At 36.2% G+C, this 25,336-nt stretch carries 23 protein-coding genes and 1 pseudogene; 9 read left to right on the forward strand and 15 right to left on the reverse strand.

The annotated features are described in order from the left end of the window. Nucleotides 1–1,193 (reverse strand): dienelactone hydrolase family protein (locus RFW85_RS05675; RefSeq protein WP_309171236.1); only part of this gene is annotated, 1,193 nt, incomplete at its 3' end. A gap of 328 nt (nucleotides 1,194–1,521) precedes the next feature. Here RFW85_RS05675 and RFW85_RS05680 point away from each other — a divergent pair. Continuing rightward, the gene (locus RFW85_RS05680) at nucleotides 1,522–2,865 is read left to right on the forward strand and encodes an MFS transporter (protein ID WP_170248559.1); all 1,344 of its coding nucleotides are present in this window, start codon (nucleotides 1,522–1,524) and stop codon (nucleotides 2,863–2,865) included. A 68-nt stretch (nucleotides 2,866–2,933) separates the two neighbouring features. Here the strand turns inward: RFW85_RS05680 and RFW85_RS05685 are convergent, their stop codons facing one another. The 7 genes and pseudogenes from RFW85_RS05685 to RFW85_RS05715 all read right to left on the reverse strand — a co-directional run bounded on the left by RFW85_RS05685 (nucleotide 2,934) and on the right by RFW85_RS05715 (nucleotide 8,134). Beyond that, on the reverse strand, nucleotides 2,934–3,920 hold the full coding sequence (locus RFW85_RS05685; protein ID WP_069036033.1) for an AraC family transcriptional regulator: 987 nt from the start codon (nucleotides 3,918–3,920) through the stop codon (nucleotides 2,934–2,936). A gap of 328 nt (nucleotides 3,921–4,248) precedes the next feature. Continuing rightward, a complete protein-coding gene (locus RFW85_RS05690; protein WP_170248557.1) occupies nucleotides 4,249–5,034 on the reverse strand; it encodes a 3-hydroxybutyrate dehydrogenase in 786 nt (261 codons plus the stop codon). A gap of 33 nt (nucleotides 5,035–5,067) precedes the next feature. Next, nucleotides 5,068–6,489, reverse strand: coding sequence for a GntP family permease (locus RFW85_RS05695; RefSeq protein WP_216076545.1), 1,422 nt, complete (start codon nucleotides 6,487–6,489; stop codon nucleotides 5,068–5,070). Nucleotides 6,490–6,887: 398 nt separating this feature from the next. Beyond that, nucleotides 6,888–6,996: pseudogene (locus RFW85_RS05700) on the reverse strand (hypothetical protein). 109 nt (nucleotides 6,997–7,105) lie between these two features. After that, nucleotides 7,106–7,507, reverse strand: a complete 402-nt coding sequence (locus tag RFW85_RS20045; protein WP_328704528.1) for a J517_1871 family lipoprotein — start codon at nucleotides 7,505–7,507, stop codon at nucleotides 7,106–7,108. A gap of 56 nt (nucleotides 7,508–7,563) precedes the next feature. Then, complete coding sequence (locus tag RFW85_RS05710) at nucleotides 7,564–7,677, reverse strand: hypothetical protein (RefSeq protein ID WP_170248556.1); 114 nt, start codon at nucleotides 7,675–7,677, stop codon at nucleotides 7,564–7,566. Nucleotides 7,678–7,780: 103 nt separating this feature from the next. Then, the gene (locus RFW85_RS05715) at nucleotides 7,781–8,134 is read right to left on the reverse strand and encodes a hypothetical protein (RefSeq protein WP_081037755.1); all 354 of its coding nucleotides are present in this window, start codon (nucleotides 8,132–8,134) and stop codon (nucleotides 7,781–7,783) included. 560 nt (nucleotides 8,135–8,694) lie between these two features. Here RFW85_RS05715 and RFW85_RS05720 point away from each other — a divergent pair. From RFW85_RS05720 to RFW85_RS05740, 5 genes are all read left to right on the forward strand, one after another. Continuing rightward, nucleotides 8,695–9,576: a LysR family transcriptional regulator gene (locus tag RFW85_RS05720; protein WP_170248555.1), complete on the forward strand. Its 882-nt coding sequence runs from the start codon at nucleotides 8,695–8,697 to the stop codon at nucleotides 9,574–9,576. Between the two features lie 245 nt (nucleotides 9,577–9,821). Continuing rightward, nucleotides 9,822–10,526, forward strand: a complete 705-nt coding sequence (locus tag RFW85_RS05725) for a CoA transferase subunit A (protein WP_170248554.1) — start codon at nucleotides 9,822–9,824, stop codon at nucleotides 10,524–10,526. A gap of 1 nt (nucleotide 10,527) precedes the next feature. Then, nucleotides 10,528–11,169, forward strand: coding sequence for a 3-oxoacid CoA-transferase subunit B (locus RFW85_RS05730; protein ID WP_014206696.1), 642 nt, complete (start codon nucleotides 10,528–10,530; stop codon nucleotides 11,167–11,169). A gap of 116 nt (nucleotides 11,170–11,285) precedes the next feature. Continuing rightward, complete coding sequence (locus tag RFW85_RS05735) at nucleotides 11,286–12,695, forward strand: TIGR00366 family protein (RefSeq protein ID WP_309171237.1); 1,410 nt, start codon at nucleotides 11,286–11,288, stop codon at nucleotides 12,693–12,695. A gap of 65 nt (nucleotides 12,696–12,760) precedes the next feature. Continuing rightward, nucleotides 12,761–13,933, forward strand: a complete 1,173-nt coding sequence (locus RFW85_RS05740; RefSeq protein ID WP_170248552.1) for a thiolase family protein — start codon at nucleotides 12,761–12,763, stop codon at nucleotides 13,931–13,933. Between the two features lie 49 nt (nucleotides 13,934–13,982). Here the strand turns inward: RFW85_RS05740 and RFW85_RS05745 are convergent, their stop codons facing one another. From RFW85_RS05745 to RFW85_RS05760, 4 genes are all read right to left on the reverse strand, one after another. Next, complete coding sequence (locus tag RFW85_RS05745; protein WP_003651675.1) at nucleotides 13,983–14,876, reverse strand: LysR family transcriptional regulator; 894 nt, start codon at nucleotides 14,874–14,876, stop codon at nucleotides 13,983–13,985. 233 nt (nucleotides 14,877–15,109) lie between these two features. Next, the gene (locus RFW85_RS05750) at nucleotides 15,110–16,003 is read right to left on the reverse strand and encodes a LysR substrate-binding domain-containing protein (protein WP_170248551.1); all 894 of its coding nucleotides are present in this window, start codon (nucleotides 16,001–16,003) and stop codon (nucleotides 15,110–15,112) included. A gap of 546 nt (nucleotides 16,004–16,549) precedes the next feature. Continuing rightward, complete coding sequence (locus RFW85_RS05755; protein WP_080649678.1) at nucleotides 16,550–16,771, reverse strand: hypothetical protein; 222 nt, start codon at nucleotides 16,769–16,771, stop codon at nucleotides 16,550–16,552. Nucleotides 16,772–16,879: 108 nt separating this feature from the next. Further along, nucleotides 16,880–17,062: a hypothetical protein gene (locus RFW85_RS05760; RefSeq protein ID WP_002113649.1), complete on the reverse strand. Its 183-nt coding sequence runs from the start codon at nucleotides 17,060–17,062 to the stop codon at nucleotides 16,880–16,882. Between the two features lie 416 nt (nucleotides 17,063–17,478). Here RFW85_RS05760 and RFW85_RS05765 point away from each other — a divergent pair, with 416 nt between their 5' ends. Further along, a complete protein-coding gene (locus RFW85_RS05765) occupies nucleotides 17,479–18,897 on the forward strand; it encodes an aspartate ammonia-lyase (protein ID WP_170248550.1) in 1,419 nt (472 codons plus the stop codon). Nucleotides 18,898–18,953: 56 nt separating this feature from the next. On the opposite strand, the gene RFW85_RS05770 is transcribed toward RFW85_RS05765, so the two are convergent. Beyond that, on the reverse strand, nucleotides 18,954–21,170 hold the full coding sequence (locus RFW85_RS05770; protein WP_309171238.1) for a TonB-dependent siderophore receptor: 2,217 nt from the start codon (nucleotides 21,168–21,170) through the stop codon (nucleotides 18,954–18,956). A 516-nt stretch (nucleotides 21,171–21,686) separates the two neighbouring features. On the opposite strand from RFW85_RS05770, the gene RFW85_RS05775 reads away from it, so the two are divergent. After that, entirely contained in the window at nucleotides 21,687–22,973 is a 1,287-nt protein-coding gene (locus RFW85_RS05775) for an MFS transporter (protein WP_309171239.1), read from the forward strand. Between the two features lie 320 nt (nucleotides 22,974–23,293). On the opposite strand, the gene RFW85_RS05780 is transcribed toward RFW85_RS05775, so the two are convergent. Continuing rightward, complete coding sequence (locus RFW85_RS05780; protein ID WP_199976818.1) at nucleotides 23,294–23,902, reverse strand: FMN-dependent NADH-azoreductase; 609 nt, start codon at nucleotides 23,900–23,902, stop codon at nucleotides 23,294–23,296. A gap of 95 nt (nucleotides 23,903–23,997) precedes the next feature. On the opposite strand from RFW85_RS05780, the gene RFW85_RS05785 reads away from it, so the two are divergent. Further along, nucleotides 23,998–24,393: a helix-turn-helix domain-containing protein gene (locus RFW85_RS05785; RefSeq protein WP_086264635.1), complete on the forward strand. Its 396-nt coding sequence runs from the start codon at nucleotides 23,998–24,000 to the stop codon at nucleotides 24,391–24,393. Here the strand turns inward: RFW85_RS05785 and RFW85_RS05790 are convergent. Then, nucleotides 24,390–25,244 (reverse strand): AraC family transcriptional regulator, encoded by an 855-nt coding sequence (locus RFW85_RS05790; protein WP_309171240.1) that lies wholly within the window; start codon nucleotides 25,242–25,244, stop codon nucleotides 24,390–24,392. The genes RFW85_RS05785 and RFW85_RS05790 overlap by 4 nt on opposite strands. Nucleotides 25,245–25,336: the final 92 nt, after the last annotated feature.

Genomic DNA, 25,336 nt, shown 5'->3' on the forward strand with positions numbered 1-25,336 from the left:
AGATCTTCATCAAGAAGTTTTCGTGCTGTCTCGACACCTGCAACTGGTAAGCCTGTTGGGTCTAATAAACCAATTTGAACAAGTACAGACGCTTGGTCCCAGTAAATATGCTCATGGCACAACTTTGACCCTCTAAACTGGATCACACCTAACATTGGAATCTCGACGTATTTACCGGTTGGTTTTACACCCGGTAATAACCAGTCAATTTCAGCGTCGTGGGTAAAGCTCATAATGAACTCGTCTACTACTTGCGTTGAGCCAACCGTACGAGAGATCGAGGTGATCTTCATATCTTTCGGGTTTTGGTGAACAAAATGATATTGATAAAAACGAGCAAGCTGGCTTTGGCCTACACCACCAGTTAAGGTTGGAATATGGTTGACATAAGGTTCTGCGACCATTGTTGCCATGGTTGCTGGGACATCACGCGTATCGAACTCATGACGAATATGCTCTTCCCATAGCGCCACTAGGTCATATTTCGGCCCAATCGTTTCATGTAGTGCTGTTACTGTACGCTCGTGAGCAAAGCGTGCTGAAGGTTTGTGGTAATGGTTGCTTTTTGGTCGTGCAAAGGCATGATCAACACCTTCGTAAACATAAGCTTGTACATTTGAATATCGGTTAGCTGCATCGACAATCGTTTGTCTCGCATCTGGCGGTGTAAATTGGTCCAGTTCTGCAATATGTAAAACCAAACGCCCTTTTACGTTAGCTAACTCATCTAAGGCTTTTTCAATACCTACACCGTAATAACCTACGGCACATGCTACTTCAGAAAGTCGACAGCCTGCCAAGTAAGCTAGCTTTCCACCTAAACAATAGCCCACCACGCCGAGACCTGTAGAGGTATCACATTCTGGTCGTGTCTTTAAAAAAGCTAAGCTGTCTTGAATATCTTCAACACCGAGGTTTTCGTCATATTGCTGATAAAGTTCAAAAGCTTTTTGAAAATCTTCTGGTGTGTAACCCAGTTCAATATTAGGTGCTACACGCCAAAATAAATCAGGTACTAAAACGGTATAGCCTTCTTCTGCAAGAAAATCTGCCTTTTCCCGCATTGCTGCATTCACCCCAAAGATTTCCTGACAAAGCACCACTCCAGGTCCTTTTCCTGTTTCTGGCGTCGCTAGATATGCACTGAACTGCTTTCCAGATGCAGTTTTAATTTGAATGGTTTGACCAGCCATATTGTCAACTCCTGACATTGTTATGGCTTTATCTTCTATCTGAAATTTTTTTTAGACTGTCCAAAAGCTGCAATCATTATCCAATCTCTGCGCAATTATCAAAATCAATCAAACTGGATAAAAATTAGAAACAAAGAAACATCTATATTTCAAAACTTAAATTAAAAAATTAAATTACTGCTTTTTATCTAATTTGGAAAATATGGATGAAGATTAGGACTTATTGGATAGTGAAGACTGGCTAAAAATAGTTCAATCAAAGATACAGGTTTTGTAACGAATACATTGAATTACTCAGGGAATTAAATAATTTTAAGAAGGAATACATATGAAAACGATAGATGCAAACACGATTATCAATCGCGAAAAACTGTCTCCATTACAGTGGATGGTTTTTATCCTAGGCTTTTTTGTCTTCTTCTGTGATGGTCTAGATACAGGAATTATTGGTTTTGTTGCTCCAGCATTGCTCGACGATTGGGGAATTACCAAGCCTCAGCTTGCTCCAGTTTTAAGTGCTGCTTTAGTTGGTATGTCGATTGGTGCAATTATTTCTGGGCCTCTATCCGATAAGTTTGGCCGTAAAGGCGTTATTGTTGTTACAAGCCTTTTATTTTCCATATTTACGATTTTGTGTGGCTTTGCTAATTCAACTCAAGACTTAATGATTTATCGCTTTATTACAGGTATTGGTTTAGGCGCAGCCATGCCCAACATCAGTACGATTGTTTCTGAGTATATGCCTGTAAAACGTAAAGCATTCCTTACAGGCCTTGCTGGCTGTGGATTTATGCTGGGTATTTCTTGTGGCGGTGTCCTGTCAGCTTATCTGTTAGAAAGCTATGGCTGGGCAAAAGTGATTATTGTTGGCGGAAGCATTCCTCTAATTTTAGTGGTTGCTTTGTTGTTTAAATTACCTGAATCAACTCAATACTTAATCACACGTCATCAACAAGACAAAGCACAGCGTATATTAGAGAATATTCAAGGTCATTCTTTTCAAGAGCCGGTAAAACTTGTTATAACTCAAGCTGAAACTGCATCAGATGAAAATCCGGTTAAAGTGGTTTTAGGAAAATATCTGTGGGGTTCAAGCATGCTTTGGCTTTGCTGCTTTACCAGTCTTTTGGTGTTCTATCTTTTAACAAGCTGGATGCCAACGATTTTAAAAACAGCAGGTTTTAGTACTCAACAGTTTAGTTTAATTGCTGCGATTTTCCCTTTTGGTGGTGTGATTGGCGCAACCATTATGGGGTGGTATATGGATAAACTGAATCCAACCACAGTCATTAAATATTCATATCTGATTGCCTTCGGCCTATTCATTGTTGCAGGTCTAGTAAGCTCAAATATTTTATTATTAGGTCTTACTATTTTCTTAATTGGTGCATTACTCGCAGGCGCTCAATCTTCATTACTGCCACTTGCAGCTATGTTCTATCCAGCAGTGTGTCGTGCAGTTGGTGTTTCATGGATGCATGGTATTGGTCGTATCGGTGCAATTTTAGGCGCTTTCTTTGGCTCGCTCATTTTCACTTTTAACTTAAGCTTAAGCGGTATTTTCTTTATTCTCGCACTACCAACCTTCATCTCATTTATTGCACTTAGCCTGAAAGTGATTTATGAGAAATCTAAAAACAAACAAGTGTTAAAGCTAGAAAAAAGTCTATAAATATCAATCGATAAATAAAAAACTGATTTAGGCAACTAAATCAGTTTTTTTAATGGGAAAATTAAATATCAGAAAATTTTGCCTTTGGTCTCACTTGGATTTTCACCAAACTCTTCACGATATTCTTGAGAAAAACGACTTAAATGGTTAAAGCCCCAGTCATAGGCAAGCTTTGAAATAGAAACCTTTCTATCTGCACCTGTTGTGCTCAGGATTTTGTAAATTTGTTGGAGGCGATATTTTTTTAAATACGACATTGGGCTGGTGCCATAGTATTGTTGAAATTCATCATACAATTTTGATTTTGAAACCCCAGCCAGACGCTGCAAGTCTTCTGCACAGATTTCTTCATGTGCATGTTCAATAATAAAATTACGAACCTTACGGATATAAGCAGGCTCATCCTGATGTGAAAGTGACTTTAAAGCTTCAGAATAGTTGTTTTCTTGAGACAACAATAACGCTTTAATTACAAAATTTTCATAGTCTTCAGATAACATCTGCAAACCATAAAAATTACTATATTGCGATTTTAGCTGTAAAAAATTCTGAATATTTTTCCACCACGCACCAATAAGTTGCTCAGAGTCTAAGTGCATTTCAGGATTAAAAATAATGGGAGCTTCTATAGGTTTATTCAGTAGATCTGCAAGAACAATCTGCATACTTCGCTCAGGAATAACCACCTGAAATTTTCTGCAATCTTTATCGATAATCAAATCTTGCTGATCGTTATTAGAAACAATAAGGCCCCTGTTTTCATCAGATTGATAATGAGCGCCACGAATATTAAGAGCTTGTCGACCTTGTATAGGTAAACTAATGCTATACGCTTTTAAATTTGAGATGTTGATGGCAACGTTTGCACCATAACTGATTGTACCGATCGCCATTTTTTTATTAGGCAAACGCATTCCGTCATAGTGAAAATCGAGAGTGTCTTTGTAAATTGTGTCTAGACGGTGTTCACCACAAATTGTGGACATCAAATTCTGCGCAAATTCAGCTTTGCGTGAATAATGATTGAGTTCCATCTGTTGGCTGAGTGATATCATATCCTTTTCACCTAGCTAAATAACTTATTGCTTAAAAAGCAACTTGTATGCCAATTAATATCCTTTAATTGACGAGTTTTCCTGAAAAATATCGAATCAAGAAAGAGAGTAAAGATTACTTTCTCATACTCTATTAAATTTTAAAAATAGAAATAAGTTAAATACCTTTAAAGTATAATTTCATACCTTAACGAATTTATTTTATTAGATTTTTTATAAGCAAATAGAGTAGAGATAAATCATTATTTTGAACAGGAGACTATCGTAAATTTTTAACGAATAAAAAAACCGCCTATTTTAAATAAGCGGCTTTTATAAAATACTTAAATTATTGGGCGGTGTAACCACCATCCATAACAACAGCTTGGCCTGTTACCCCACCTGCTTTGCTACTCGCAAGGAAAATCGCATAGTCAGCAATTTCTTCAACAGATAGCAAACGCTTTTGAGGAACCATTGCCAAAATTACATCTTCAAGTGCGCTGTCTAAACTCACATTACGGGTTTTAGCCAAATCTGCAATTTGACCACGGACCAATGGTGTATCTACATACCCCGGACATAAAGCATTTACCGTAATACCATCACGTGCACATTCCAAAGCTGCAACTTTTGTTAGGCCAATTACGCCGTGTTTAGCACTGTTATAACCTGCCTTTCCAGCGAAACCAATCAAGCCATTAATTGAAGCCATATTAATAATACGGCCATATTTTTGAGCTTTCATAATTGGAAGAACATGTTTAATTCCAATAAATGCCCCCGTTAACATGACTTGAACTAACTTTTGAAAAACAGCAGTTGGAAACTCTTCAATAGGCGCAACATGCTGGAAACCAGCATTATTAATTAAGATATCAACTGTACCAAAGGTCTTTTGAGTGAGCTCAATGGCTTGTTCATAAGCATCTTCATCGGTCACATCACATGGTGCAGATAATGCATCAAAACCTTGCTCTTTAAGTGAGTTCGCCGTTTCTTGACACTTTTCAGCATTCATATCAGAAATAACAACTTTGGCACCTTCTTGAGCAAATTTCTTAGCAATCTCTAGACCGATACCACTTGCAGAACCTGTAATAAAAGCGACCTTACCGTCTAAAAGTTTTGTCATTTATTTACTCCTTAATACTTATAACGTGCTGACTTAAACAATACCCGTTACGGTAAAGACCGTAATCACCACAAATACCGCTACCGTTTTAATTACCGTAACTGCAAAAATATCTTTATACGACTGTTTATGGGTTAAACCCGTAACAGCGAGTAAAGTGATAACAGCACCATTATGCGGTAAGGTATCCATACCACCCGATGCCATTGCAACCACACGGTGCATGACTTCTGGTGGAATACCCGCGGCTAAAATCGCGGCGTTATATTGTTCAGCCATGGCACTTAAAGCGATACTCATACCACCAGAAGCGGAACCGGTAATACCTGCTAAAACGGTTGTGGTCACAGCCCCATTCACTAAAGGATTTGTAAAGGTACTGCTCATTGCATGGCTAATCAGGGCAAAGCCTGGTAATGACGCAATAATTGCACCGAAACCATACTCAGAAGCTGTATTCATCACCGCTAAAAGTGAACCACCAATACTGGCATTAATGCCTTCTTTGAAGTTCGTCACTACACGCTGATAATCAAATAAAATTGCAGAAATAATCCCGACAATAAGCGCAAGGCCCACCGCCCAGATTGCACCAGTTTTTGCAACATCTACGGTGTAATCAGCAAGACCAACTGCGGCAAAATCAAAGCCATTTGGATACCACTCTTTGATTGCTTTAGACAAATATTTGTTCATTACAGCAACAAGAATGAGGGGTACAAATGCTAAAAACTGACGAGCCGTACTTCCATTATTTTGCAAGTTCATATCGGCTTCAATCTCTTGAGACGGCGTATTATCTATACCAAAACCAGAGTATCCCTCACCAGCTTTTACAGCTGCACGGCGACGCCATTCCAAGTAAGCCAAACCCATGCATAGAACAAAAATTGCACCGATAATTCCTAGAAAGGGTGCGGCATAAATATTGGTGCCAAAGAATGTAGTTGGAATTACGTTCTGTATTTGTGGCGTACCCGGCAAAGCATCCATGGTAAATGTAAATGCACCGAGCGCGATGGTTCCCGGAATTAAGCGTTTGGGAATGTTTGCTTGTCTAAAAAGCTGGTTAGCAAAAGGATAAATGGCAAATACAGCAACAAATAAACTTACACCGCTATATGTTAAAATTGCACCTAACAATACAACGGTTAAAATTGCTTTTTTTGCTCCAATCCATCTCACAATGGTTCGTGCAATAGACTCAGCAATTCCTGACATTTCAACAACTTTACCGAAAATTGCCCCGAGCAAAAACACAAGAAAGTAATCTTTAATAAAGTTCACCATTTTGGGCATAAATACACCCGAATAAAACGGTAAGACATTGGCTGGGTTAATGAGTAAAACAGCAAGTAAGGCACAAATGGGTGCCATGAGAATGACAGAAAAGCCCTTGTAAGCTGTATACATTAACAGCCCAAGTGAAAGTAGAATTACAAATAATTCCCACATATATTCTTTCTCCCTAAAGAATAGATATTAGGTTCAATAAAATTACCAAAAGATATTTAGGTTATCCCAAACCTATAATGATAAAAATCACAACATCTATGATTGGTAATAGGTAAATGAGCTTAAAAATAAAATATCACTAAAATATTTAAAAACAATGTAATTTATTTAAATTTTAAAATAACAATAAAATACAATGACTTATATTATTTAAATGGTAGAATACCAGCATTTTAAAAGCCATTACTTTTTAATAAAACTTATTAATTATTGAGTAAATTAAATTAATATCTCTACATTATTTAATAAAGACAATTAAATAATATATTTTTTAAAATAATTTGATAAATATAATTCATCTTATTCTTTTGAAATATTACGCAGATAATTTTCTATCTTTATTTGAATAAATCAATTTGAAGCTTAATCATCAAAAGATTAGAACAGGAATATAGAGTCGTGTTTTTTAATAGTCTCATCTTTACTCAAAAACGGCGTTTGGTTTATTAAAAGTAAAGAAAAAAGCTTATATGAAAATACAACTCTTAGCTTGTTTAATGACTATTAATGTTATCTTGCATGGAAAAGCCTATGATAGCTAATAACAAAGAGGCCTCTATAACTCTTTGACACACTTTAATGAAGCTGCCTTTAAGTCATCATCGGCTTCGTAGATCATATTTGAAGTGGAGGCACTTAAAATTGTTCTCGCTTCGAGTATATCTTTGTTAAGTAACCTAACTTCTAGAACCATACCATTTTGAATGTAAATCATATTATTTGCATACTTAACTTTGTTTAATACAATATGACCGCTAGTATCTTCACAAAGTATTCCATTACCGTCTGAGTCAAGTCTTATTGTTGATATGTTAGGGTCGATCGAAAACGTCCATATACCTGATACCGAAGGTATTGATGGTTGTACTTCACTAAATTTATTATTAATGATTTGAGTTGTTGGGGTTACACATCCACTTAATGAAAAAATTAAGCTTAATGAAATTATCTTTTTCATGAAATTACTCCTTTTAATTATGACTAAAACTTAACAGTTCAGAAAATAAAAAACTATCAGTTCATATAGCACCCTACTCCATACACACTAGAACTGATTGAACCAATATGAGATGTTTGATATGCATCAATACCTACAATAGAGACCACAAAAGATTGCACGACCTCCATAGTGATTTTCTTTACCTTATCTTCATCTTCTACTTATTTTGCCACACCAAGACTAGAACTAATCGGCTTATCCTTTTCCAGCCCACATATATCTCTGAAAAATTTAATATTTAATTGATATCCATATTCCGGAAACAAAACTAAAAATTAGATAAATAAATGCAGCAATAATTACGGAAAAAAGGACTATGATGACTCCGTTAGTGATATGGTCTCCATTGGTATCATTCTCAGTGTTTTCCTTGGGATTAATTATCATTGGGGTATTTAAAGATTTTTTTGCCTCATAGAATCCCCAGCCTATACCCAGCAAAACAATTAGTACCGCAAAACCAACTCCAATATCATAAATAACTTCCTCAGCAGCATATTTATCATTTGAAGCTGAAACACACTTTTCAAAGTATTTTTTTTCAATTTCAGACAGTGTGGAGATTGATTTTTGATCTTTAAACATATCTTTAAAATGGATATTGCATGTCTCAATAAATTCTTCTTTATCGTCAGTTCCATCTCCCTCGTAATTACTTGGACGTGAAATATATATTGAACTATGTGTAGTTGTAGCCATCTAATTACAGTAATTTATATACAAAATGATAGTTTAATTGATAGTAAAAAATATTCAATTTAGGCCTTACTCAAATGAATCAAAAACCAATGGCAATGACATGTTCAAACCTTTCATATGATTTTTATAAAGCCTTATCTCAAAATAGTAAAAATTAATATATTCTTTTGATACTTACTAACTAAATTATAAAAGTGCCGTTCACTCATTAAGGCTTAAAAGTTGCTCCTCAAGCAATCTGGTTAGGTCATTTATTTTTTCATTTAGTTGGAATGGCTCTATATTTTGCTAATAACACAGATGAGTTCTGTTGGGAAAATTTACTGAAGTAGCTCATCTTATTGCTCTTTATTTCTTTTTCTTAATTTTTTTCAAAAAACATCATATTAGACAAATTTTCGTATAAATTACCCTTCTAGATGAGTTGGGCAATCCAAAGGAAAGAAATGACGCTTAAACAATTAAAAGCTTTTTTAGCTCTTGCGCGTACCCTCAACTATGCCAATGCTTCCTTAGAGTTACATCTAAGCCAGTCTGCTTTAAGCCTCACTATCAAAAGCCTAGAAGAAGAATTAGGCGGAAAATTATTTAATCGTAATACACGCCGAGTTGAGCTTACACAGGAAGGCAAATCTCTCATTCCCTATGCTAAAAAGTTACTTGCCAATTGGGATGAAATGGAGAATGACGTTAAACAACGCTTTAAACTCAATCGAGGAACATTAAGTATTGCTTCAATGCCCTTTGTGACTCATGCAATTTTGCCTGAGGTGATTCATCAATTCTTAGAACTTCATCCCAATCTTAACTTTTCAATTCACGATATTCCCAACGAGAACATTATAGAAAAAGTACAAGATGGTATTTTCGAGCTTGGTATCTGCTTTGAACCTGATCTCACCGAAGGCTTAGAATTTAGACCTTTGTTTGAAGAAGATTTCTTAGCTCTATTACCTAAGACTCACCCACTTGCTCAATCACCTTCTATTACATGGTCGGAGCTTTGTTCAAACCCATTCGTGACCTTGCAAAAACCTTCAATTGTTCGATATTTAGTTGAACAAAATTGTTTGCGAAATAATATAACGCTCGATTTAAAAGTTGAATGTCATCAAATTTCATCACTCTCAAGTTTCGTTGCTTATGGAATTGGGGTAAGTGCGATTCCAAGGCATTTTGCTAAACACATTGATAAAGAACATAACGTCCTCATTGAATTAAAGGATGAAGCTATTCATAAAACTGTGGGAATTGTTTATAAAAAGAATTTTGAAATTTCAAATATTTCGACTCAATTTATTGAGGCTTTGGTGCAATATAAATTTTAAAAAATTAAAGACTGCATTTTAGGATGTGCTAAGCATACGCTTAAACCAAGTTTATTAATTATTATAACTTTCAATACATTAATGCAAATTCATGAAGATTTTAGCATTCTATACATCTAATTTTTTGTTGTTAATTTGATAGCATTCATTGAATATACTCATTAATCCTTTAAAAAAATTAACTTCTATAACGCAAAATGTGATGCTAAAACTAAGATTACTAAGGGATATAGGATAACAATAGAATGAATAAAGTTTATGCCAATGCAGAGGCAGCAATAAAAGACGTTATTGCAGATAATCAAACACTTGCCGTAGGCGGTTTTGGTCTATGTGGAATCCCAGAAAACCTGATTGTTGCAGTTAAACAAAGTGGTGTGACTGGTCTCACATGTATTTCAAATAACGCTGGTGTAGATGATTTTGGTTTAGGTATATTGCTTCAAACCAAACAGATCAAAAAAATGATCTCTTCTTATGTTGGTGAAAACAAAGAGTTCGAGCGCCAATATTTAAATGGTGAATTAGAAGTTGAACTAACCCCACAAGGCACCTTAGCAGAAAAGTTACGTGCTGGAGGTGCTGGAATTCCAGCATTCTACACACAAACTGGCGTAGGTACACTCATTGCTGATGGTAAGGAAGAACGTACCTTTAATGGCAAAAACTACATTTTAGAAGAATCTTTAACAGCAGATGTAGCTCTTGTTAAGGCCTATAAGGCAGACAAGGCCGGTAACTTAGTATTCCGTAAAACTGCTCAGAATTTTAACCCTGAATGTGCGATGGCTGGCAAAATTACAATCGCCGAAGTTGAACAGGTTGTTGAAATTGGTGAATTAGATCCAGATGAGATCCATTTAGCGGGTATCTATGTAAACCGCATTGTACTTAATGCGTCACCTGAAAAACGTATTGAGCATAAAACTTTAAGCACGGAGGCAGTATAAAATGGCTTGGTCACGTAATGAAATGGCACAACGTGCTGCAAAAGAACTTGAAGACGGTTTTTATGTCAATTTAGGTATTGGCTTACCTACCCTCGTTGCTAATTATATTCCTGAAAATATTAATGTTTGGCTTCAATCTGAGAATGGCCTATTAGGTATTGGTGAATTTCCGACAGAAGAAACTGTCGATGCCGATTTAATTAACGCCGGTAAACAAACTGTTACAGCTCGCCCTGGTGCTGCTTTTTTCTCAAGTTCAGAATCTTTTGCCATGATTCGCGGTGGCCATGTCAACATTGCAATTTTAGGCGCAATGGAAGTTTCCGAAAATGGTGACTTAGCGAACTGGATGATTCCGGGTAAGAAAGTCAAAGGTATGGGCGGTGCAATGGACTTGGTTGTTGGTGTCCAAAAAGTTGTAGTGCTTATGGAACACTGTGCAAAAGATGGTACGCCAAAGATCGTGAAAAACTGTAGCCTACCTTTAACAGGTAAAGGTGTGGTTCACCGCGTCATTACTGACTTAGGCGTAATGGACATTACACCTCAAGGTGTAGAGCTCATTGAACTTGCTAAAGATGTCACGCTTGAACAGATTCAAGCTGCTACAGGTGTCGAGTTTTATAAAACCTTAGTTGCGTAAATTCTAATTTTTAGTTAGCCAGATAAGACTTAAGTTACAAAGTTAGCTTAAGTCTTAGCCCTTTTAAGCACCGGATGTGCTGTTTATAAATAAGAACGAGAAGGATTTTTTCAGCTATGGAAAAACAACAAGGAATTTTTGAAAGATTTGCCCTTCGGATTAGTGACTGGTCTGAAAAATGGTTTCCTGATTCATATATTTTTGCATTACTTGGCGTCATTATCGTGTCAGTTGCCTCTTTAGGTATTGGTGCACCTATTCACGATGTCGCGACTTCCTTCGGTAACGGTTTCTGGAGTCTTATTCCCTTTACCCTGCAAATGACGATGCTCATTATTGTGGGTTATGTCGTTTCTGTATCTAAGCCCGTAAAATTCCTAATCCAAAAAATGGCACGTATTCCAAATTCTGGACGTGGTGCTATTGTTTTAGTTGCAACTGTCAGCTTGTTAATTTCATTAGTCAATTGGGCAGTAAGTACGATTCTTACTGCACTTTTAGTGATTGCATTAGCAAAACGTAAAGAGCTGAACATGGATTACCGTGCAGCAGCGGCGGCGGCAATTATTGGTATGGGAGCAACTTGGGCACTTGGAATTAGCTCTTCGGCAGCACAGCTTCAAGCGAATAAAACCAGTTTACCTGAGTCAATTTATAACCTAACAGGGGTTATTCCATTTACCGAAACGATTTTCCTTTGGCAATCAATTGCGATGACCATTATTTTGGTCATTGTATCTATCGCAATCGCTTACTGGTCAGCTCCAAAAGGCAATAATGTTAAAACAATTGATAGTTTTGATGTTCAATTTGAAGAAGACAAACCACATGAGGAAAAATCGACGCGTCCGGGTGATTGGTTAGAAAACTCGCCTATCTTAACGATTATTGTGGTCGTATTAGGCTTAATCTGGATGTTTTTTGAATTTTCAAAAAGCAATCCAATCATTGCTATTTCAAGTTTAAACACATACAACTTTGTGTTTTTAATGCTTGGGTTAGCCTTGCATGGAACACCAAGAAACTTCTTAAATGCTGTTTCAAAGGCAGTTCCAGCTGTATCAGGAATCTTAATTCAGTTTCCACTTTATGGAAGCATCGCTTTTATTATGACGCAAGCTTTAAACAGTCAAGATTTATCGCTGTCGCATTATATAGCTGAGTTTTTCGTTTCAATCGCTTCAAAAGAAACCTTTGCAATCGTGATGGGGATTTACTCTGCGATTCTTGGGTTCTTTGTACCGTCTGGTGGTGGAAAATGGATTATTGAAGCCCCATATGTTATGCAAGCAGCCAATGATTTGAAAGTTCATTTAGGCTGGTCTGTACAAATTTATAATGCAGCCGAAGCTTTACCGAACTTAATTAATCCATTCTTTATGCTTCCAATGTTAGGCATTCTAAAACTAAAAGCAAAAGATGTGATTGGTTTTACAGTCACTCAACTCGTTGTGCATTTTCCGTTAGTTTTATTTTTATTATGGTTCTTTGGAAGAACGCTTAGCTATACCCCACCTACTTTTTAATTTACCGGCGCCTTTAGTTTCGGCTAAAGGCAAATTTAGCAAATACATTAATAAGAGATATTAAGATGAGTTCAATTGTTATAGTTTCAGGTAGCCGTACTGCAATGGGCGGTTTTCAAGGCAGCCTATCGGCTTTAACTGCACCAGAACTTGGCGCTGCTGTTATCCGTGAATCGATCCAACGTGCAGGTGTTAAACCTGAACAAGTAGATGAAGTTATTTTTGGTTGCGTATTAAGTGCGGGTATTGGCCAAGGTCCTGCTCGTCAGGCGATGCGTAAAGCTGGTGTACCTGATCATGTCGGCGCTGTCACCATTAATAAACTTTGTGGCTCTGCCATGAAAGCGGTGTTAATGGCATCAGATACTCTAAAAGCAGGCAGTGCCAATATTATTGTGGCTGGTGGTATGGAATCTATGACCAATGCGCCTTATATTTTACCCAAAGCTCGTGGTGGTTACCGTATGGGTCACGGTGAGATTAAGGACCATATGTTTTTAGATGGCCTTGAAGATGCAGAAACAGGCCGTTTAATGGGTTCTTTTGCTCAAGACATGGCAAATACCAAAGGCTTTACCCGTGAGCAAATGGATAACTTTGCGATTTCTTCACTTAAAAAAGCGCAAACTGCCATTACCGAAGGTTACTTCAAAGAAGAAATTGTTCCTGTTGAAGTCAAAACACGTAAGGGTGTCGAAGTTATCGATCAAGATGAGCAACCATTAAAAGCAAATCTTGAGAAAATTCCGACTTTACGTCCTGCTTTTAGCAAGGACGGTACAATTACAGCTGCAAACTCAAGCTCAATTTCTGATGGTGCTGCTGCGTTAGTACTCACCACTGAAGAATATGCTCAAAGTCATGGTTTAAATACTTTGGCAAAAATTGTTGCAACTTCTACTCACTCACAACATCCAAGCGAATTTACCATTGCTCCGATTAGTGCAATTCAGAAAGTACTTGAGCGCGCTGGCTGGTCTGTTGATGAAGTAGATGCTTGGGAAATTAATGAAGCTTTTGCAATGGTAGCAATGGCACCGATTCATGAACTCGGCATTGATGAAGCAAAAGTAAATGTACATGGCGGTGCTTGTGCTTTAGGCCATCCAATTGGCGCAACTGGCTCAAGAATTATTCTTTCTCTTATCTATGCTTTAAAACGCCTTGGTAAAAAGAAAGGTGTTGCTGCATTATGTATCGGTGGTGGTGAAGCTACAGCTGTCGCAATTGAAGTCTAAAAATCAAACCACGCAGAAGGTGTAAGAATTTTTCTTACCCCTTCTTTTTTTAAACTTTAAAAAGTTCATAACAGGTTTGACGGAACCATTTATGGCTACTTTTATGATGGCAAGACATATGCCAATGTTGTTTAACATCATAAGTTGGGAAGTCTAGAGGTGCTGGTAAAATCTGTAAATTTTCTCTCACCAATAAGACTTGGCTTAAATAATAAGGCACGGTTGCGATCGCATCTGTTTCTTGAACGACTAATCCCACTCCAAGATAGCTCGGTAATCGAATTAAAATATTTCGATCCAATCCTTTGTTCTGTAATTCATTTTTAATATGGTAGTGCCCGATTCCCGCATCAATATCGATATGATACTCGCGCATATAATCATCTAAAGTAAAATTATTTGGGTCTAAACGAGGATGGCTCTTAGAGCTAATCACAACATAATGTTGTTTAAAAAACTTTTGTTGATAAAAGCCTTCTTCTAACTGCGGTAAAAAGCCAATTGCAAGATCAATCTCACCATTTGCCATTTGATAGCTAGTTTCTGGCGTAATCGGCCTAATATTCAAGCGAATTAAAGGGGCTTTCTCTTTTAAATAGTTTGTTAATTGCGGTAATAAAACCAGATGAGATACATCTGTCATCGCAATTGTAAAAAGCTGATCTGAAGTTAGCGGATCAAAGTTCACACTAAAGTTATTAATGCTTTCTACTTTATCAATAACTTCACTAATGAGTGGAAAAATCTCCTTTGCTAATTCAGTTGGAATCATTTCATTCCCAACACGAATAAAAAGTGGATCATTAAAATGCTGACGGATTTTGTTCAGTCCATTACTAACGCTCGGTTGTGTAAGGCCAATCGCATCAGCAGCCATTGAAACACTTTTAAACCGATAAATATGATAAAAAATATTTAGTAATCTACTATCTAGATCAAACAAAATTGTCTCCGTCTGGATCAAATAATCCATTCAAAAGGAATAAAATCAGGTACAGCATATATAAAAATGCCTACTAAATTTCTGAATTATTGATATATGGTCTAAATTAACAAAGAATCTAGACCATGAGCAATGCTTTATAAAGCCTTTCATCACAAAGACAAAGGTACGAGTTATTTAATTGATTACTTTGTATGTAAATATCTTGAAGACATCACATATCATTATAAATTTTAATCATGCTGAGTTTGGAAGCCCTTCCAGATTTGCTGAACTGATTTGTTATCACTCAAATTATTTTTAAAAATATAAATATCCTGTGGCAGACAATATTCGTTATGGTCCAACATAACCAATTTTTCGGTAGCGAGATCTTCCTCTACATTAATTTTTGGAATCCATGCCACACCTAAACCTTGTAATACAAGCTCTTTCAAGTTGGTGGCGTTGTCAGTTTCATATAAGGTTTTATAGATCAGTTTACCTTCAATCAATTGATCGACCAATTTGCGTAAATAAGCATGTTTACTATAAGCAAGTAATGAAAAGTTACTCTGAATTGTATGCTTAGGCGTATGGTCAGCCTCGGTAGCTGACACAGGAACAATTTCTGTTTCGGCGATCTTGATACCACTTAAAATATCATCACCAACTCGATTAATATTAGATCGATCTGCATAACAAATCATAAAATCGCAGGCTCCTTCTTTTAAAAGAGATAAGCCTTCTCCACTATTCGTTGCGACAATTTCGATTTTTAAATCACGCATAAATGTTGGGAATTTTTTTAAAAAAGTGGTCAAAAAACCCGATGCTAATGAATGAACAACACAGAAACGAATCGTAGATTCGGTTTCATTTTTGATATTTTTAATCAGCTTGGCTGTTTCTTCTACCTGCTTCTCAATATTTTTAGACATCACCAGCATAATTCGCCCAATGTCAGTAAATTCAATATTATTTTTATTATTTCGAATAATAACTTCAGCTCCAATCATCTCTTCTATTTGCTGAATTCTACGCGTAAACGCAGATTGACTAATAAATCGTTTTTCGGCTGCTTTTGAAATAGAACGCTCACGTTCTAGTGTTAAAAGGTCTTCTACCCAACGTACTTCTAAGTTCATTTTATGCATTCCCTTTTTATATTTATGTCCTTAATTTGTCTGGTTGGGAAGCTGAATAAATAGCTGAATCGATGAATAAAAATTATAAAACATGGGAGTACCTGCAAAAATGCGATGGAGGATTGGCAAAGCCAAACAATAAAAATAAGTATTGAATAATTCTGACATAGAAACGAGCGTAAGAGAATAAAAGACTTTGATTTAACTCAATAACTCAAACAAATATAAAATTATTGTTCTAAAAATTATTTTAAATCAAATAGTAAGGTTAATATAACTTAAGTAAATAACCAATTTCCCCTTAATAAAAAACAGAAATAATCACAAGATTTACTCAAGTTTTATTTTTAATAAAAAAAGTCCGCACCTTGGGGAAGAATACGGACTGTAAAACAGAAAAATTAATATCTTGTCTATTTCAGGACTTAAGCTCTCTGACCTAATAAATTCATTTAAATCAGAAGATATGCTTGCAGTATAGCTCAACCCAAAAAACCTGACTATTCTACTAAAGTATTTAACCTAAGACTGAATACATATGAATTTCTAATATTCACCAATGAGGTAATATAGCTTTCTTGAAATTTCAACCATCATATTAGAAGTATATTGAGTAATTTCAAAAACTTGCTTTTTCTGTGGATTGAACACCATATTGTCTTTTTCATCACTAAAAAAGATATAAGTAGTGTATTTATCCATGTGGTGAATATGCTCTTTTAAGTTTAATTTTTCCCCAGAATTGGGATCATAGGCGATAAACTTCATTCTCATGAATTTTGTCTCTATACATACAGTCTTTTACCTAAACTTAAAAAAGTCTAAGTAAAACAATATTTTGTTGAAAGATATAAAAGATTAACCTAAGAGCTGTAGCTACTTATAAGATATGGGTACAATACTATTGGCCTTATTTACAGAAGTTTCAGCAGAAGCGATAGATTGCTCTGCTTCTTTAAGCAGACGAGAAGTTTTAGACTCACTTTTCTCTTCACCATGGAAAAGTACATAGTATGTAAAACTTCCCAAGATAATTAATGCGGCTGTGACTTTTAACATAAACTTAAAACTAAAATTTTTTCATATTATAGTGGTTTTTATGTGAAATGCATCACATTTTTATGTAAATTTGTTAGATAAGCTACACTTTAAAAGCTAATAATAAAGATAATTAAGTTGATATTTCACTTAAATTAATCAGTCTTAAATTTTGTAATAGGTTTCTTCTCAAAAATTAGATGACATTTCACTGTATCAAGCAATTTTTTTAATTAACCCTATCTTAATATTAAGATATTAATTTAAATAATAAAATTTAAGTTAAATTAGGAGATGTAAGTTAAATCTCCTCGTTAGTTCTCTATAACATTAAAAATTTGATATGCAAAAAATGCATAATTAACTTGATAAATGCATTAGAAGTGAAGCATTTCGAAATCTAATATGAATTATCTTCTTTACTAATTCGAAGTTTAATGATGAACGCTGAAATTACCACCCGTATTGAGAAGGATCTTATTGGTTATAGAGAGATCAATAATAACGACTACTACGGAGTTCAAACATTACGTGCTCTAGAAAACTTTAATTTAACTCAAAGCAAGGTCGGAAATTTCCCTCACCTTATTAAAGCTTTAGCAATGGTAAAGCTTGCTTGCGCTGAAGCGAACTATAATCTCAAAAGCTTAGATCAGACTAAATTTGAAGCAATTGAATACAGCTGTAATCAGCTAATTCGCGGTAATTTTCATGACCAGTTCCCGATTGATATGATGCAAGGCGGTGCTGGTACTTCAACCAATATGAATGCAAATGAAGTATTGGCGAATGTTGCTTTAGAATATATGGGACATTCTAAAGGTCAATATCAATATCTACATCCAAATAACGACATTAACATGTCACAGTCAACAAATGACGTGTACCCTACTGCGATTCGCTTAGGTTTGTTATTAAGCTTAGATGAACTAAATCTTCCTTTTAACAATTTAATCTTAAGTTTCCGCAATAAATCTCAAGAATTTGCTCACATCCTAAAAATGGGCCGTACGCAGTTACAAGATGCGGTTCCTATGACATTAGGTCAAGAGTTTGGTGCTTTTGCAGTAACTCTACAAAAAGATCTTGAACAAATTAATACGCTTATTCCAAATGTTCTAGCTTATATGAACCTTGGTGGTACCGCGATTGGTACGGGAATAACCACTGAATATAGTTACCGTGAACTCGCTATTCAAGCACTTGCAAAAATTTCTAGTAAGAAAATTAAGTCTGCTCCTGATCTAATCGAAGCAACTTCAGATATGGGTGACTTTGTTCTTTTATCTGGTTTATTAAAACGTACTGCAACTAAACTTTCAAAAATTGCCAATGACTTACGTTTACTTTCAAGTGGTCCACGTACTGGCATTAATGAAATTAACTTAGAAGCACGTCAACCGGGTAGCTCGATCATGCCGGGTAAAGTAAACCCAGTTATTCCTGAAGCGATGAACCTTGCTTGTTTCCAAATCATTGCAAATGACTTAGCTGTAACTTTAGCTGCTGAAGCTGGCCAATTACAGTTAAATGCAATGGAACCACTTATTGCATTCAAACTGTTTGAATCTATGGATTTGCTTGGTAAGGCAATGGCAATGTTCCAAAGTAAGTGTATTGATACAATTACGGCGAACCCTGAGCATTGTAAAGCTTTGGTTGAAAACTCGATTGGTATCGTGACTGCACTTAACCCATATCTAGGTTATGAAACTACAACTCGTATTGCTAAAACTGCAAACGAAACTGGACAAAGCGTATTGGCTTTAGTTCAAAATGAAGGTTTATTATCGGCACAAGTGCTTGATGATATCTTGTCGATTAATAATATGGTTAAACCAAAAATGTCGGCTTAATTCCTGAAATAAAAAAGGAGCTTTGAAAAGCTCCTTTTTTATTTGCTCTATAACTTTTAAAAACTAAAAGTTGTAGAGAGCTGAGCTGTACGTGGATTACCTAAGAATAGATAGTCATCACCCATAAATGCGCCTACATCACGCCAATATTTCTTATTAAATAAGTTGTCAATATTGAATCTAAAAGTTGTGTCATGCCCAGCAAAATTTGTTTTATAGGCAGCACCAACATTAAAAACGCTGTAACCGCCTACTTTTACAGTTCCCTCTTTGTTTGCATATTTACTGCTACTGTATTGCATGCCACTGAGCAATCTTAATCCTTCAACTGAAGGTACTTTATAAGATAACTGTGCAGTTGCGCGTATTTTCGGTACATTTTGAGTTTGATGATCTTTGTAGCTATCACTATCAATATCAACTAGACGAGATTTGGTATAGGTAATGCCAGAGCTTACGTCAACTGTATCGGTTAATGCACCAGTTAAACCTAATTCAATACCTTGATTGTGCTGTTCACCTTGTTCAATAAAATCGAAAGTTCCATCAGCATTTACTTTGCTATATTGATTGTCTTGTTTTAAATCAAAAATAGCTGCTGTTAATAAGAAGTTTCGTATTTGTTGCTTAACACCAATTTCATATTGTTCAGAATTTCTAGGTGATAATATCTGGGGACCAGTGCCATACATGACATTGTTTGTATACCAAGGTGCTTCACCACCATCCGATAATCCTTTGGCATATGAAGCATAAAGATTAGTCTTAGCAGTTGGGCTATACATAAGCGCTAATTGTGGTAAGAACTTATTTAAATCTGTGTCTCGGCTTTGATGGCCATCTGGCTTATAGGCTTGTTCGTCAAGATGAATAAGTTTTCCACCCAATAAAGTTGACCATTGATCGTTAAACTGAACTCGGTCAGATATGGTAAAAGCAGTCTGATCGCTTTCTAGAGCTTTAAAGCGATTGCCTAATTTTTCTGGTGGCATTTTAAAATCTGATGAATCAGTATAAATATTGCCAATTTCATTCTCAATAAGTTGATTACTCGGATCATAACGCTTCAGGTTTTTACGTGTATTTTGCAATTCAAAAGCTACCTGATGCTGAATATTGCCAGTATTGAATTGACCCTCTAACCCAGCAGAAAACTGATTAGTTATACGTGTGTCATCTGGGCTACGATAGTCATAAAGATCATAGTTTCCATCTTTGTCAAATACTGCAAGTGGATTACCCGATGAATAATAACTTCCATAAGGAAACACAATATAATCATCAATCACAACACGGCTTTGAGACGCACTTAAGCTACCATTCCATTGCTCGTTAAATGCATATTGATATTTCAAACTCGCATTTACACTGTTATTTACAACAGGTTTACTCCAAGACTGGTAACCCAATAAACGGTCTTGATCTACATTTGTTGGTACTTCTTGTCCATCAAGCAGTTGATAACCTGGTACTGAACGTTGACTTTGATGCTGAGCTTCAATATCAAACAATAATTTAGAACGCTTATTAATTTTCCAGTCTAAAGCAACTGAACCAAACTCTCGTTTACCATTTGCGTGATCAACATTTGGATGGATGCTTTCATGGGCTAAATTGATTCGATAACCAAAACTATCATTAACAAAGCCGCCAACATCTGTTGCCAGTGTATAGCCGCCTTCTGAATTTGCATCTACAGTAATGTTTTTAACATCGGCTGGTCTTTTGGTGACATAGTTAACAACACCGCCTGGTGTCGACATTCCACTTTGAATTGCAGAAATGCCTTTTAAGATTTCAACTTGTTCTTTATTTTCTAGAGCCACATTTTGCTCGCCACGTATGGTATGGCCGTTAATGAGATAACTCGAACCTAAGTCAAGCGCAAAACCACGTGCTACAAAGTTTGGATAATAGCCAATAGGAGCGTAGCCATCGCCTAACGATGAATCATTTTTAATAACATCAGTTAACGTTTTTGCGTGTTGGTCTGCTATGCGCTCAGTTGTAATGGTGGTAATAGATGCAGGAACTTTCTTTATATCACCAGTTTGAAAACCAGATAAACTCACTTTTTTAGATGTATATAACGCATCACTATTTTGTGTAGCATTCACAGTAATGGTTGGGAGCTGCGAAACCTCCACTTCATTTGCATAGACGACAGATGTTATGAGTGCAATAGATGAAGCCAATGCTGTTTTAGAGCATGTCATGAAGTGAAGATTTAACGAACGTCTTTCCATTGAATAACTACCTGCCATACCGTGCATAATTCTAAAGCGCTAGAAATGAGTGCGGAGTCTATTTTTAGCCACGCAAGAATACAGCTACATATATTGAGAAACAACACATTCTGTACTTTTTCGATTAAATGAATGTGATACAACTTTTATGAACTTATCATTATATAAATTTCATTTATTTTATTAGGAATTGACACTATAACTTTTTAAGTATTACCAAATATTCAAAATAAACTTAAGCTCAAAATGGAACTTAAAAGGAGAAATAAAATAAAAAAATACCGTTGTTAAATTAGCTGATTGGTTTTCAATACAATTAATTATGAAGTTAAACGAAAGGAAGTGTTCGATCATTGGGGAAAATCTCTTTAAATCGAACAAAAGGACGTAATCTCTCTAGAATCGAATTTTAAAATTAGAAAAAATGAATGGTTAGGAATTTAAGGAAGTGCTCAGGATCGAGTGATATTTAAAGTTTCATTCATTTTCTATCCAGCATATCTATAAATTCCTCATTTTTGTCTGCAAAATGATGGAAGAAATATGACATACACTCAGGAAGAAAAACGTAGCAGAATACGTGGAATTGTAGGCGCAGCCTCTGGTAATTTAGTTGAATGGTTCGACTTTTACATCTATGCAGTATTTGCTGCCTACTTTACTCAAGCGCTAACAGCACCTGATATGGATAGTACGACCAAGTCTATTTATGTTTGGGGTGTGTTTGCTGCAAGCTTTTTTATGCGTCCTATTGGTAGTTGGGTATTTGGACGAATTGCAGACCGGCATGGTCGAAAAAAGTCGATGGTCATCTCAATTTGTCTGATGGCTTTGAGTTCTTTTCTATTTGCAGCCCTACCTACTTATGACCAAGTTGGCTTATTTGCCCCTTTCCTTTTATTGGTAGTGCGGTTACTTCAAGGCTTATCGGTTGGTGGTGAATATGGCGCTGTAGCAACCTATATGAGTGAATTAGGCTTAAAAGGTCAACGTGGTTTTTATGCATCTTTTCAATACGTCACACTCTCTGGTGGTCAATTACTCGCAAGCTTACTTGGTGTAATTTTATTAACGTTCTTAAGTGAACAACAATTACATGATGGTGGATGGCGTATTCCGTTTGTTATTGGCGGTATTGCAGCAATTTTTTCTTTGCTTGCACGTAGTCGCTTAGAAGAAACGCTTTCTCATCAAGACAGCGAACGAAAAGAGTCTGGTAGCTTAAGAGAACTCTTTAAGAAACATTGGAAAACCTTTTTATTAGTGGTTGGATATACTTCTGCTGGTTCATTAACGTTTTATGTAGAGACTGTTTATTCAAAAACCTATTTAACCAATTTAGGGATGGATGGAAAAACCGTTGGTTATATCATGACCTTCGCTCTATTTGTCTATATGTGTGCTCAACCTGTATTTGGTGCAATTTCGGACCGTATTGGGCGACGCTCTTCAATGTTGGCATTTAGCTTATTGTCTGCGATTTTTATCTATCCAGTCATGGTAATCGGAATGCGTCACTATATTGACTCACCGATCATTATCGCTTTACTGCTTATTTTTATGATGATGATACTCAGCTTCTATACTTCTATTAGTGGTCTGGTCAAAGCTGAAATGTTCCCACCTCATGTACGAGCTTTAGGCGTAGGATTTTCATATGCGGTAGGTAATGCGCTGTTTGGTGGTTCCGCGCCTTCAGTTGCCTTGCAGTTCAAAGCTGCTGGAATTGAAAACACCTTCTTTATTTATGTCATTGTCATGCTCATTATCTGTTTCTTATGTAGCCTCGCGCTTCCCAAAAAACCAGATTATTTGGAACATGATCATTAAAGAACGCCAGATAGATATTCTTCTAAAGATTTTTTAGAAGAATATCTTTTTAAAACAATAAGAAATTCATTTTTATTCTATATGTTATTGATATACGGTACATCTAACTTATTCAATTAACTAAAAATTAGTAGTTTTCAGTGTTCTTGATTCGTATGAATCAATTTTTTTGATGGCTTTCACCTACTCAAATGATTGATGGATTGGCTTGAGGTTAAATTGGCTATCTTTCTTTTAGTTATTTGCTGATTTAATTGACTCCTTAAAATCAAAATCTCTTTAAGGCCGGACAGTCATATTACTGTTCGGCTATTTATATATTAACCTGCTAACTGTGCGATTTGCGCAGCTGCATTATCTAAGGCAGCTTGACGTGCTTCTGGGCCGAAAGCGATCCCTTCCGCACGCACAAAAGTAATATCAGTAACACCAATAAAATTGAAAAACGCTTTGATATAAGTTTCTTGATAGTCTAAAACTTCGGCTGGTGAACCTTCTGAATACACACCACCACGCGAAGAAGCAATAATGACACGTTTACCTTCTACCAAACCTTGAGGCCCGTTTTCCGTATAACGGAATGTTTTCCCAGCAACAGATAAGCGGTCAAGCCACGCTTTTAACTGTGATGGAAAACTAAAATTATACATAGGTGCGCCAATTACAACGATATCTGACGATAAGAACTCATCCAAATATTGGGTGTTTTGTGCAACACGTTGCTGCGCTGTTTCATTATTAGGTTCAATTCCTTGCCATGCCAAAAACTCAGCATCAGACAAATGAGGAATTGGTTCTAAAGCAAAATCGTGATGAATAATTTCTGCATTTGGATAAGCTGTGCTGAGCTTTCCAACAACAGATGAGGTGAGTTGGCGGCTAACAGACTGCTCACCTAAAATACTTGTGTCAATTTGAAGTAGTTTCATCGTTTATACCCATAGTATAAAATTGTTACTTGAACTAATTATGTTACTACTATTATTCTTATGCACAAGAAGGCACATTTAGGGAACCAAGTAATATGACTGTAACCATACCTCATGATATCCAGAGTTCAGATTGTCAAAGAGTCAGTCAAGTCTTGGCTAGGGTTGGTGAAAAATGGAGCATCCTCATCGTAATGACACTTGCATCACGCCCACATCGTTTTTCTGAAATAAAGAGAAATATCAATGGAATATCACAACGTATGCTTACCTTATGCTTGCGTGGTTTAGAAAGAGATGGATTAGTTAAACGTACAGTTTATCCTGTAGTTCCACCTCATGTTGAATATGAATTAACTCCACTAGGCCATTCACTTACAGAACCTGTAATTGCTTTAGGCCAATGGGCGCAGCAGCATATTGCTGATATTGATGCAGCAAGAGCTGCCTTTGATGCAGCTCAGGAGAAACCAATTACATTAGACACTTAACGTAACTGCGAAGGACTCATGCCATAAAACTGTTTAAAGCGATGACTTAAATGGCTTGCTGAGCTAAACCCACATACTAGCGCAATATCTTGCAAAGAAAGCTGAGATGACTGAATTAGCCCCTTTGCCTTAGTTAAGCGTCTTTGCATGACATATTGGTGAGGCGCCATATTCGTGGACTGTTTAAACATATGGGCAAAATGATATTCGCTTAAATTCACAACATTTGCTAAGTCAGACAAAGTCAATGCTTGGTCTAGATGCCCTTCAATCCAGTCTTGAATATATTTGAGTCTATGAGGCGCCAGCCCACCTTTAATGACGGGTTGCTGCCACTTCACGTTGCTATATCTTCGAATTAAATGATTCAACAATAAACTTGCTGTTGTACTCATTTGCAAATGATTTGAAGAATCTTTCCAATCACAATCTAGCAAGAAGAATTGATATAACGCTCGAATCCGTTCATCGTCATTAAACACAACTTCGTTTAGTTCAATTTGATTGGGTTCTTTGTCCCATATTTTTTCGGCAACATCACGCAAGTGTTGGTCGGTATAATACAAGTGAACGAATTTAAGTCCACCTCGGATATCCCAAGTCGACTCCTGATGTTCAGGCAATAAGCAAAAACGACCCGGCCCGCCACCATTTTTCCAGCCTGCAGGTGTTTTTTGATAGCTTTCATAGCCATCTTGAATATAAAGACTTAGAGTGTGATGATCGCTACAGACACTTACACGATCTTGCTGATTAGACCAAAATGCAAGTTGCATATTTTCATCAAGCACCACAGTTTCGTGAAGCTTGGCTTTAGATTGCTGTAGCTGTTCTAAAGTTTGATAGACCATGCAAAATTAAAACGAATATCATTGAGCTTAAGTTAACCATATTCAGCAAAATTCAGCTAGTTCAGTCATATAAAAAACGCAAGATCTTGCAT

The sequence above is a fragment of the Acinetobacter sp. 12966 genome (assembly GCF_031196995.1).
GTDB classification, from domain to species: Bacteria; Pseudomonadota; Gammaproteobacteria; order Pseudomonadales; family Moraxellaceae; genus Acinetobacter; species Acinetobacter geminorum.